Annotated in this window: 8 protein-coding genes; 6 read left to right on the forward strand and 2 right to left on the reverse strand. The window is 60.5% G+C overall.

Annotated elements, in window-relative coordinates; all coding sequences use genetic code 11:
- Positions 1-90 precede the first annotated feature (90 nt).
- The 5 genes from VDQ83_RS02875 to VDQ83_RS02895 all read left to right on the forward strand — a co-directional run bounded on the left by VDQ83_RS02875 (position 91) and on the right by VDQ83_RS02895 (position 7,329).
- Positions 91-798, forward strand: coding sequence for a TraX family protein (locus VDQ83_RS02875; protein WP_455433833.1), 708 nt, complete (start codon positions 91-93; stop codon positions 796-798).
- The gene (locus VDQ83_RS02880) at positions 788-1,300 is read left to right on the forward strand and encodes a hypothetical protein (RefSeq protein WP_455433779.1); all 513 of its coding nucleotides are present in this window, start codon (positions 788-790) and stop codon (positions 1,298-1,300) included. The genes VDQ83_RS02875 and VDQ83_RS02880 overlap by 11 nt, the downstream gene beginning before the upstream one ends.
- Before the next feature lie 223 nt (positions 1,301-1,523).
- The gene (locus tag VDQ83_RS02885) at positions 1,524-2,534 is read left to right on the forward strand and encodes a site-specific integrase (RefSeq protein WP_455433780.1); all 1,011 of its coding nucleotides are present in this window, start codon (positions 1,524-1,526) and stop codon (positions 2,532-2,534) included.
- A 558-nt stretch (positions 2,535-3,092) separates the two neighbouring features.
- Positions 3,093-4,199, forward strand: a complete 1,107-nt coding sequence (locus VDQ83_RS02890) for a restriction endonuclease (protein WP_455433781.1) — start codon at positions 3,093-3,095, stop codon at positions 4,197-4,199.
- A gap of 85 nt (positions 4,200-4,284) precedes the next feature.
- Positions 4,285-7,329 (forward strand): TrlF family AAA-like ATPase, encoded by a 3,045-nt coding sequence (locus VDQ83_RS02895; RefSeq protein WP_455433782.1) that lies wholly within the window; start codon positions 4,285-4,287, stop codon positions 7,327-7,329.
- A gap of 118 nt (positions 7,330-7,447) precedes the next feature.
- Here VDQ83_RS02895 and VDQ83_RS02900 read toward each other — a convergent pair whose 3' ends face one another.
- Positions 7,448-8,602, reverse strand: coding sequence for an AlbA family DNA-binding domain-containing protein (locus tag VDQ83_RS02900; protein ID WP_455433783.1), 1,155 nt, complete (start codon positions 8,600-8,602; stop codon positions 7,448-7,450).
- A gap of 542 nt (positions 8,603-9,144) precedes the next feature.
- Here VDQ83_RS02900 and VDQ83_RS02905 point away from each other — a divergent pair.
- On the forward strand, positions 9,145-9,675 hold the full coding sequence (locus tag VDQ83_RS02905; protein ID WP_455433784.1) for a hypothetical protein: 531 nt from the start codon (positions 9,145-9,147) through the stop codon (positions 9,673-9,675).
- Positions 9,676-10,304: 629 nt separating this feature from the next.
- Here VDQ83_RS02905 and VDQ83_RS02910 read toward each other — a convergent pair.
- Positions 10,305-11,366, reverse strand: a complete 1,062-nt coding sequence (locus VDQ83_RS02910; protein WP_455433785.1) for a helix-turn-helix domain-containing protein — start codon at positions 11,364-11,366, stop codon at positions 10,305-10,307.
- Positions 11,367-11,800 lie beyond the last annotated feature (434 nt).

Below are 11,800 nucleotides of genomic sequence, written 5' to 3' on the forward strand. Positions count from 1 at the left end.
TACGCATCGGCCGCCCGTCACGGGCGATGGCGCAAGGAAGGGGCAGGGCGGACACCTGGCCGCCAGAGGAGCGGCGTTCTGAACGACACGATGACCAGCAGCGCCCGCGAACTGTTGAAATGGATCGCCGTGCTGCTGATGACCGGCGATCACGTAGCGAAGGTGCTGGCCCATGGCTATGTCCCGATCGTGTCCGAACTCGGTCGCGTCGCGTTTCCGCTGTTCGCCCTGGTCATGGCCTACAACCTGGCCCAGCCAGGTGCCGACGTACTCAAGTCCGTCCGCCGATTGCTGCTGTGGGGCATCGTGGCGCAGCCGGTGCACGGACTCGCGTTCGGCTACTGGGCGCCGTTCAACATATTGCTCAGCTTCGCCCTGGCCGCCGCCGCGATCTGGAGCATCCAGCAACGGCAATGGATCTTGCTTGGCATGTGCGTCCTGGCCGCGCCGCCATTGGTGGACTACAACTGGGCCGGACTGATCCTGGTGCTGGCCGCCTGGTGGGTGTTTCGTTTGCACGCGGTGCCGCATGCGTCACACCAGGGCGCCCCCCGGCACGGCTTCCGCCACGTGATTGAACATCGCTACCTGCGCATCGCCGTGCTCATCGCGGCGTTCGGACCGTTGTGCTGGTGGAACGGCAACGGCTGGGCGTTGCTGGCGCTGCCAGCGGTGGCGCTGCTGGCGAACCGCCATTTCCCCATTCCACGAACGCGCTGGGCGTTCTATCTCTACTACGTGGGGCATCTGGCGGTGCTTACGGTGCTGGCGCGAACGATGGCCGTGCATGCTGCCTGACATCTGGGCGTCGCATCTGTCTAAGCGTGCGCTTCGCTCCTCACATATCATCTCTGCCACGGGGGTGAGCATGGATGTTCGTGTCTTAGGGTTGTTTTTGTTGCTTTCGGCGTCCGCTTTGTCTGCGCAGACGCGCTCAGCCGCTGGCCGCGGCATCGAGCGTGTGAACCCGAATCGCAATGTCACTGCGGTTCCGAAGCTCGATTGTCGCAAGCTTCTTGCTAGCGATCCTCGGCCATGGGTACATGCATATTGCGAGCATGTCGACTTCGCGATGCAGGACGGCATGTCCCGCGCCTGGGGACGTCCTCAGCCATCTTCGGTTCTTCTCGATATCCCTGCACTTGGTACCGCTGAAGCCAAGGTTTCCGGCGTCTCATGTTCCGAGGGCCGTGTGATCCGCAGAGTGGGCAATGGCTGGGAGCAAGCGCTCGATCAGCAGCGCAACTATCTGCGCTGCCGACCCTCGGTAGAGCTGCCGGCGATATCCATTGGTCAATGACCGGGGGGGGGGCTTGCCACTGGGTACGCCTTATCCTGCGATCGATCCACCTTGCAAGGCGAGATGGAGCCGATTCGAGGCTTACCAGGGGAAAAAGCAGCAAGAACGATAGCAACCCAGCGCAGTACACGGCGATTTTACATAATATACATTATGCGAAATTAACTGTGATGCTGGTGGCCATGGCTAGCGCACTCTTGGATGCTCTTACGCAGCACTCCCAGTGCTTTTCCCACTCACTCAATGGTTGTCTACCGCAGCTGCGGCCGAGAACACCACTCGCAGCTACACCAGTGCCCTGCGCTACTGGGCCGGCTGGCATACAGCGCGCTACGGCATCGAACTCGCATTGCCGGTGCCCGAAGCCACCGTATTGCAGTTTGTGGTCGACCACGTGCAGCGCCGCTCGACTGACGGTGATCTGGCGTGGGAACTGCCGCCGATCGTAGACCAGGCATTGGGGGCGGCCGGCCTGAAGGCCAAGCTTGGGCCATGGACCTTGGCCACCGTGCGGCATCGGGTCGCCGTGCTGTCCACCGCGCACAGGCTCAAACAGGCGACCAATCCCTGTGAACAGCCAGCGATCCGCACCGTGCTCAGCCGCGCCGCCCGAGCCGCAGTCAAACGCGGAGAGCGGCCGCGCAAGAAGACTGCGATCACCCTGCCCGAGCTGGAAGCCCTGCTGGCCACCTGCGACGACAGCCTGGAAGGTATACGGGATCGCGCCCTACTCTGCTTCGGGTTTGCCAGCGGTGGGCGCCGGCGCAGTGAGATCGCCGCCGCCGACCTACGCGACCTGCGCCGGATCGGCGAGGCGGGCTACATCTATCGCCTGGAGCACAGCAAGACCCAGCAGGCCGGTGTCACCGCGAGCTCTACCCCGGACAAGCCGGTGCTCGATCGGGCCGCCCTCGCGCTGCAGGACTGGCTGGACGCAGCCGGTATCACCGAAGGGGCGATCTTCCGACGGCTGTGGAAGCAGCGCGTCGGCCCTGCCCTGTCTCCGGCGGCGGTAGGCGAGATCGTACAGCGGCGGGCGCGACTGGCCGGACTGGAGGGAGATTTTGGCGGGCACAGTCTCAGGTCAGGGTTCGTGACCGAGGCCAGCCGCCAAGGGATTGCGCTGCCGGCGATTATGCAGCTGACCGAACACCGGTCGGTGTCGAGCGTCGTGGGGTATTTTCAAACAGGCGTAGCTACAGCAAATCCAGGTGCTCGACTGCTTGAGGACTGAAGGACAACGCCATTAAGGCTCGCCGATGGAGCGGGTGCCACAGTCCTGACAAGCCGCTGCTGGGCCCGGTCGCTGTCGTCCTGCAGGCCTGGCTCGATGCCTAAGATCTGACCGAGGGGGCGCTGTTCCGCCGGGTGTGGGTCAGCCGGGTTCGGCCCGCGCTGAGCGACCGTGTCATTGCGCTGATCATCCAGCGCCGCGCTGGGGGGGGGTGAGAGGGGGGCTTCGGGGGGCGGGCATAGCCTGCGCCCAGGGCTCATCACCGAGGGGGCCGGCAAGGGGGCGCCCTGCCCGCCTTGATGGCCATGACCGAGCACCGCTCGGTGGCCAGTGTCATTGGCTATCATCAGCACGGCCGTGTGGCCGACAATCCGGCAGCGCAGCTGCTGGAGGAGCCGTGACCGCCCGCGGTTGGGGCACTCGCTGCCGCCGCTGACGGTGGATTGCTGTGGGTGAAGGTGCGGCGACCCGAACGTATGCGGGCCGCAGTACAATCGGACTGAGCACCATGTGCGCGGAGTTCGCACCGAAGGGGGAGAGGTGGATCCGTCGGGCTTCATGCATCAGTACTACGATTGGGCCGCGTTCGAGCGGTTCATCAAGGAGCTTCATGCCGCCGACGGGGACGTAATCGTCCAGCACGATGTCACCGAAGTGGATCGGTACGGTGCCAAACGGCAGATTGACGTCAAAATCGTTCGAAAATCCCCGCTCTATACCTTCATCACGCTGGTGGAATGCAAGCGCTGGAAGGAGCCCGTGGGGCGTGACCGTGTCGACGTGCTAGCGGCCAGCCTGGAAGGCTTGGCGGCCAATCACGGTGCCATATTCACGACCACCGGCTTTGAAGAAGGGGCGATCGCGTATGCCCGCAGCAAGGGCATTGAGCTGTACCTGGTTCGTGATCTGTCGGACCAGGAGTGGGGGCTACCCGGCAGGCACCTGCACTTCCACGTGCATCTAGCTGCGGCTGAACTGCGACATGTGCAGTTTGCTGCAACCGCCATTCCACTGATCGACGAGTTAGATCCGGATCTTGAGTTGCACATCGATCTTCGGCCCGAGAAGGCACTGGATCCTCAATTCGATCTGTTTTCAATCCGCACGGGGGAACGCGGCGCGAGCTTGGTCAGCCTGCTGGGCGAGGCGCATCGCTTGCTTCTGTCATTTGTCAGCCAGCTCAAGCAGGCACGTGACTGGTCACATAGCGGAGTCCTGCAACTTTCCGCCCGTGCTGAACTTGACCTCACCGGCACTCCTTTCTGCCAGTTGCGGCTACAGAAGGCAGCCGTTCGCATTGAGCGCGTGGGCTTTGAGTTCATTACCCACATAAGCCGATCGGAAATCAGCGTGGATCGTGGCGCGAACCTTGATTTTGCTGTGATGGTCGAGAGCTTCGTCAGCGAGCAGCGGCTGATCGCCCAGCGCGGAAAGCAGGATTCTCGAATTCACATGAATGCGCATCAGGCAGATACCTCGACCGACGCCGCGCTGGAGAATGGCAGCATCTTCAGGATGCACTGCTCCCCCTGGAGAGGCCTCGGTGCCGGGGTGCCCGCTGAGCGCATGGCCATCGGCGAACTGCTCCGCGCTGTGGTCAGTCCTGATGCGGCGCTGCCAGGACTGACGCTGAAGATAGGATCTGATCTGCACACAAACCGGTGAAGTCCGCGCAGGCGCAATTGCCTAGCTTCGTCCGGCGCGACACGTTGGCACCGATATACAACCACGAGAACAGGGGAGTTCAATGATGGATCGTACGTCGCAAGGGGCGCTGTGGAGAGTGTGGGACTTCCACTGTCATACGCCGGCATCGTATCAATGGAATGGTTCGCCCAACTTGCGTGGAGCCATTGGCGAGGCCAAGCAGGCGATCGTCAAGCAGACCGTCCTTTCACTGAAGAATGCCGAACCGGATGTCTTCGTGATCATGGACTACTGGACGTTCGATGGTTATCTGGCGGTGGCCGACTATGTGCGCCAGCACCCGGATGAGCTGCCGAACAAGCAGGTCTTCCCCGGTATCGAGCTGCGTGTAGAGAGCTCGCTGGAGAAGCGACTCAATGTGCATCTGATCATCGATCCTACGGTAGAGCACCAAGTCCTCCAAGACGTATTGAACGACCTGAAACTAAGCCTTCGTGGCGGCGAACGAGGGCTGAGCGATGCGTGCCTCGTGCAGTACGCCCGAGAGCTGGGCGCAGACAAACTCACCCCTTCCGGCTTCGACCCTGCACGTGTCGCCCAAGACGCCGAGTACGCATTGAAGGTCGGGTGGCAAACCGCAATGGTGACGCCCCAGTCCTTGGCCAAAGCACTGGATACGCTGGGCTCGCGCGGACTGCTTCTGATGCCTTGGGACACGTATGGCGGCCTTAAAGACATCAAGTCGGGGCAGCACTATGCGGAGGTCAGGCGTCACATGACCGCCGCGAGCATCTTCGAGTGCAAGGACCAGGGCAACCGCGACGCCTTTCACGGCGTCAGGTCGGCTGCCAATGAGAAGTACTTTGACGCATTTTGGGAATCGCTGGGATCGACCCCGCGATTGTGTGTGCGTGGTACCGATGCCCACAAGCATGCAGACTACGGCGTGTTTCCGAATGGCATGAAGACGTGGATCAAGGCCGAGCCTACCTTCCAAGGCATGTGCCACGCGATCAAGGAGCCTTCCTTCCGTTCCTACATCGGTGACATTCCGCCCAAACTGGCGCAGGTGAGAGACAACGGCCGCCTGTTCATGAAGAGATTGACGGTTACTCGCAATCCCTCGGCCACCCTTACCGAGGCGTGGTTTGACGGCACGGACATTGAGCTGAACCCGGATCTGGTGGCGATCATCGGCAACAAGGGCTCAGGCAAGAGCGGCTTGGCAGAAGTGTTGGCCTTGGCCGGAAATTCCAAAGCCCATGAGTACTTCACTTTCCTGATCGATGATCGCTTCAAGAGCGGGGCGACCCAGCGGGCCTCAGCGTTCGAGGCAGCGCTGACCTGGTGCAACGACGATATAGGGCAAGTGTCGTTGGACCACCGGTTCAAAGAGGATCAACCAGAGCGCGTAAAGTACATCTCGCAGGACTACTTCGAGATGCTCTGCAACGATCACATCAACGGACAGTCCGATCAGTTCAGCGCAGAGATCCGGCAAGTGCTCTTCTCGCACCTGGATAGCGCTGACAAGGGCTCGCACGCCGGTTTGGATGAATACTTGGCGGACAAGGAGCGCCCCACGCTTGAACGCGTCAGTACTCACCGAGCTGCGCTCGGTGAGATCAATCACGCGCTCGCTGAATTGGAGCGGCAAGCGAGCGCAGGCCACCTCAATGAACTCAGGGAGCGCCTCGCGTCCAAGGAGCTCGAACTCGGCGATCACAACGCCAAGATGCCCGTCGAAGTCCTGAAACCTGAAGCCAGTACTGATGACGCGTCCCCGGAGGCAGAGCGACTGAAGGTGATAGCAGAGGAACTTGCCGCCGGAGAGTCGATCCGCCAAAGTTCCGAGTCCACCCGACGTATGCTGGCCTTACGCCGCACCAAGGTGGTTAGCGTCGCACAGCGCCTGGACGACTACGCCGTACAGGCCAGGCAGCTAGGTGCAAGCCTGGAAAAGGAGTTGGAAGAAGTCGCTGTCAATATCCAGCCGCTGGTCACCGTCGACGTCAAGTCGGGGCTTCTGCGGGAGGTGGCGGCGGAGGACGCGCTTCAGATCGAACAGCTTGTTCAGCAAGAACTGGCGCACCAAGTGGCGCGAGAGACGCTTGAGGCCGAGCAAAAGCTGCTTCAGGAAAAGCTGGATGGCCCCTCCAAAGCGCACCAGGAGTACCTTGCTGCTCGCGCGACGTGGGAGCGGGTTCGCGCCCAGATTGTTGGCACGGATGGCCAGACAGACACCGTGGCGTTCTACAAGGCCAGAATTGAAGAGCTATCCACCCTACCCTACCGATGCAGGGAGCTGCAGGCGAAGCAGGATGAGCGTGTTCGGCAGATTCACCAAGAACTCCTTTCAATTGCGGAGTCGCGCCGGCCGCTCTTCGATGGCGTCGAGGAGATTGTCAGGTCAGTGCCTGGCGTTGCTGAAGAGCTCAAGGTGGCGTTCCAAAGCGCCCTGTTCTTTGATCGATCCGCATTCTTTGAAAGCTTCTTTGGGCAGGTGAAGCAGAACACAGGTGGCTTCCGGGGAGAGGAGGAAGGCGCGTCGAAACTCAATGGACTGATCCGCTCGATAGACTTCAATGACACGGAGAGCGTCGTCGCAGGCCTACGAGCCATTCGCAACGAGATCACGCAGAGTGGCGACAACGACCTGCCCTTGCTGCCGATCCTGAGAGCAAAAGTTGAGGCCGCGAACTTCTATGACTCCCTGTTCGATCTCCGCAACTTGGAGGCCAAGTTCTCTCTGAGCCTGGCAGGCACAAGCATCCAGCAAATGTCGCCAGGACAACGAGGCGCATTGCTACTAATCTTCTATCTGCTAGTCGACACTGACCCCACCCCCCTTATCCTCGATCAGCCAGAGGAGAACCTTGATAACCAGACGGTCTACTCAATGCTGGTTCCGATCATCCAGCGGGCCAAGCAGACCCGTCAGATCGTGATGGTGACTCATAATGCCAACTTGGCCGTGTGCTGTGACGCTGAACAGATCATCCACGCGGAGTTTGATCGTGCTGGAGGATATGCGTTGCGTTACCAAAGCGGAGCCATTGAGAGCATGGAGCTGAACAAGTCCGTCCTCAACGTGCTTGAGGGCACCACCCCGGCATTTGAGAATCGGCAGGCAAAATACCTGCATTGAACACGGGGTTTCCCTGCGTACAGTCCCTGCGCTAAAAAACTAGATGCCGATCATAGGTAGTTCCCGTGCTAGCCGCGCACGACCCCTGAGAGCAACCAACTGACTAGCTGATCAGCCGTCAGTTCTTGTCGAGCTTGTCTGTAAGGTCTTGGAAGAGCAGCGATTGAAGCCCCTCGAGATCCAGTACCTCAACGGGGCCATTGATGGCCAAGGTATGGCGCCACTCAATTGGCGCCCCCACCTCGCTAGCGAGGATCCGGACATAGAGCTCGTAAGTTCCCGGTAGCGACGGCAGCAGGGCGATGTCCTGCTCGCAGCGCGCATCTTCCCCCGGCCGTACCGTCCCAAGAAGGACATGGCCGACTGATTGTTGGCCTCGACCATCGATGTGCACGCGCTCCTGAAGTCGCTCCACTATGCTGCGTCCGATATAGGGCCCGATCCCTGAAATCTCTGGCTCATCTGGGAGATCATCGAACCGCATCATCTCGATTACTGCACCATCGACGGAATCAACCCTGACTTCCAACTTCGCATTGCTCAAGGAGAAGTCAGATCGATTGGCCAAGGTCAGACTGACACCAACAAATCGCCCCATTGCGGATCTGTATTCCGCTCCATCCCGATAGAAGTCATGATTTTCGTATCGGATCTGATAAAAAGGTCCCGGATCTGATTCGTAGTCGGGAATGTCGACAGGGAATTGATAGAAGACACGATCCAGCTGACTCGCAAGTGGCTGCCCCCGCTCGTCCAGCAGTAGCAGTTCCAGCTTAGGGGTGGGCCGCTCTGTATTGGCCGCCCCCATCATGGCCACCTCGCGCAAGCTGGCAACTCCGGTAGCGCTGCCCCTCCGGACGTAGACCATTTCCTTTGCGAGCTTGCCGTAGGGCTTTGCGAGATAAAACGGCCGCGGCTGCTTGGGAATGCTTAACACCGCCACGTGCTTGCCGTCGAACAGTCGCTCCTCGTAACGGAAGTGAAGCTTAGTTTCCAGCTTCTCGTTGACGAATTGTTGGAGTCTGGCGTCGTCAATGGCGCCCTCAGAGGGTAGCCCCACCACCTCCGCCGGATGGGGCACGTTCTCCTTAAAGCCGAAGAGGATGTAGGCCGTACCATCTCGATAGGCATTGGCGAAAGCAAGGATGTCCTTGAGCAACTCACACTTATCCTCCTCACTTGCCTTGATGAAGGCTGGCCGCTCGGACTTGTAATCGAGGTCAGACCCTTCGCCCTTACAGCGCAGTTGTTCAAGAAGTTCGTCTGTGAGCACCGATTAGCCCCTCTTCCGCTGCCGGCCTGTGGATGGCTGAGCGCACCCCAGAAGCCAATTTTTTATCCAAGACGCCTGAGCCCCACTTAGGCCCTTCAATTCGATAAATCCAACTTACCTCCCCCCGCTCAATATCCGCCCTCGGCCAGAAACGGACGCAAGAGACGCAACCAACATGGCACGATCCAATCGAGACCGTCCATTGCTCTCGACGCATCCAGAAATGCGGGGCTAAAACTTAGCCGGGCATGATGATAATGACATGCCCATCTCTGCGCCACTGACCAGTCTGCGGTAGGCCGCGAGGCACTCAGCATACGCGAAAATCTGGTCGATCACCGTCTTGGTCTCATCGGTGCACGTCGGCAGAAGCATGGCCTCAAAGTCGACTCTGCTACGGCTATCTTAACGATGTTCACCAGAAGCTTTTGTCACGGCGCTTTCGACACTAAACACCTAGCCATTCCAGGAAACCAACTGCGAACCTTGTGGAGGATCTCCACCAAGGGAATAATCCGACCATGACCTAAAGGTACATTATCGTGAATATAGAGACAGTGGCTGGGTTGACGGACTTGCAGATCCGCTTCTTCACTGCGCTTGGACAGACACTCGTTGCTCTGGCGGTGGGCACGATTGCCGCGCTCATCGCCTGGCGTCAATGGAAGACAGCCGAACAGCAAGCGAAAACTGCACGTAACAAGCTTCGCCTCGATCTGTATGAACGGCGTTTGGCCGTCTTCAAGGAACTGAACCAAGCGGCGATCGAGGCGCTCGGCCACAACGGCGCGAACAAGGAGCTCAACCTCCTCGGACCCATGGCTGAAGCGCGGTATCTGTTCGGAGCAGAAGTCCATGACTTCGTTTCTGAAAAACTGTACGTGGAACTGGTGGACCTGTCGGAAGCGCGTGAGACCCGAAGGATGCTAAACAATGCGCGTCCATTTGAGGGAGCTGAGAGTGCGGAATACCAAGAAGCGGTTGCCACGTCCAATAGGATCCGGAAGTCCATCTACAAGAACCTACATGACTTCCGATCGATGATGGACAGTTTCCTGGTGCTAGAGCACTGACTATCCAGCACTATGCCACAATGCCTGCCTGAAAGACGGACAGCCTAGCGATAAACGCTGGTCTCATGGGTGTGGGCCACAGCCAACGCCGCGTGTTTCTCGAGCTGATCCCCGTGCGAACGGCCTAGTCCCACCGGCGCCTAGCTAGTAGAACTGCTGGAGATGCTGGCATCGGTGGCCGATGAGGGGCAGCTGGTAGCCTGGTCTTTCATGCCGCAGCCCGGCGTTGACACGATGGTCGACTGCCGCGGCAGCCATGAGCTCGAGGTTCTCCCCGGAAACTCATTCCGCTGAGGTCCGCTTTCGACCAGAAGCGGACGCTCGCTCTACCCCTGATAACGCTCCCTAATCACCCAATCCAAGCTCCCGTCCCTCCCCGCACATTTCGCCGGGCAGTTCTGGCGCTGCGCCGAATCTGCATCATGGATGGTGGCCTCAGCCTGCTCTGTTGCTGATCGCATCGTCTCGCATGGCGGGAATGTCTCAGGTCGGCCAACTCCGGTCACTGGTTCATCCAATGGAAACGCCACAAAACAGACGGTAGAAGGCGAATTCAATTCTGAAGTGCCCCACTCCACGCGCTAAGGGCGACGCATGTCCGGCGGTCTGCAAGTGCCAGTCCTTGCCATTCACGGCGTGATGGAAGCGACGGACCGCTGGCCTGATGCCCGGCTTTCGCGCGAGCGGGCCAGGGCACGGAAGTCGCGGGGCGGCATGTCATACGCGCGGCGGAACGCGTGGTTGAAATCCGCTGCACTCCTGAATCCCAGGCCGTAAGCGATCTCCACGACCGGCGCCTTCGGGAATCGGATGAGTTCGTCCGCGGCCTCGCGCAACCGGCGATTGCGGATGTAGGTGGCCAGGCCGCCTTCATGCTCGAACAGGCGATACAGCGCGGCGCGGGACAGCCGCGATGCATCGACGATGCTCTCCAGCGACAGTTCCGGCTCGTGCAAGTGGTGCTCGACATGCTGCCGTACCCTCCCGAACACCGCAGCGCGGATCGCGGCGCGCGCGTCGCCACTCAGGCCGCACTGTTTGGCGAAGGCCCCGAGGATCAGGTGCGCGCATGTGGCCATCATCGAGCGGGCTTCAGCCACGCTCATCGTATCGATGCTGCTGGAAAGCGCCTCCAGTTCGCCGAGAAACATGCGCGCGCACGGCGAAGCGTAGTCGATCACGCGGCCATGCAGCGATTCCGCATCGGGCAGCACCGATTCCACCAGTGCGCGCGGCAGGAACAAGGCCATGACCTGGCTCCTGCACTCCCGCTCCATGCGCATCGTCTGGCCCATGTCCAGCGCCAGGATGCCTGGCCGGGATTGCAGCGCCTTGCGCCGCGGATACAGACCGGTTGTGGTTTCGACGCCGCCGCCCCCCACCAGCAGCACGTGAAAAACATAATCGCGCATGGTGTCCGTGGAAATTTGTGGCGCCGTGCGGGTCTGCGTGATCGGGTCGGTGCTGGCGTGGAGAAACCTCATGCCATCGACCAGGTAATGGTCGAGCGTGGCGCGAAACCCGTCAGCCACCTGTGCGTGCGACACCGCTATATCGAGAAAAGAGGAGGTTCGATCACGCCACGCCACCAGTTGCTGCGTTCGTGCGACGTCGCGTGTGCTGAAGTGGTGGCGGATCGGCGCGCGAGCGCTTGCCTCGACCTCGACATGGCTTGTGCTGTTGCTGGTCATCCCGGGCCCCCGTCCGCGCGCGCTCATGCTACAGGACGCGCGCCCGCTTTTATCCCCGCCTGTCGCCGCCTGTCGTGGCATGCCGCAACACCCTCCCCCGCTGGCCCTCAGGCTTACTGGCGCATCGAACCAGCGCCAGGCCCGGCGTATCGACTCGCTATCGCCTGCCGTCTTGCCAACGAAAACCTCGTTCCCCGTGTCGTCATTCCCGCGAAGGTGGGTGGCGCTTTACAGCAGCGAAGCTGGCAATTGCCCCGCAAAAGCGAACCGCTCCTCCACTGTGGCCTTGCCGTCGCAAGCGATTGCTCGTCACCCCGACGTCGTCATTCCCCCAACCTCCCCTTCCCAACTGAGACAGCCGATCAAGTCGCCTGTGCGTTCGCGCGCAAAATTCCCAGCTAACCAACCCGGTCATCGAGCCTGTGCAAGAGAAG

The sequence above is a fragment of the Xanthomonas sp. WHRI 7945 genome, from assembly GCF_035026585.1.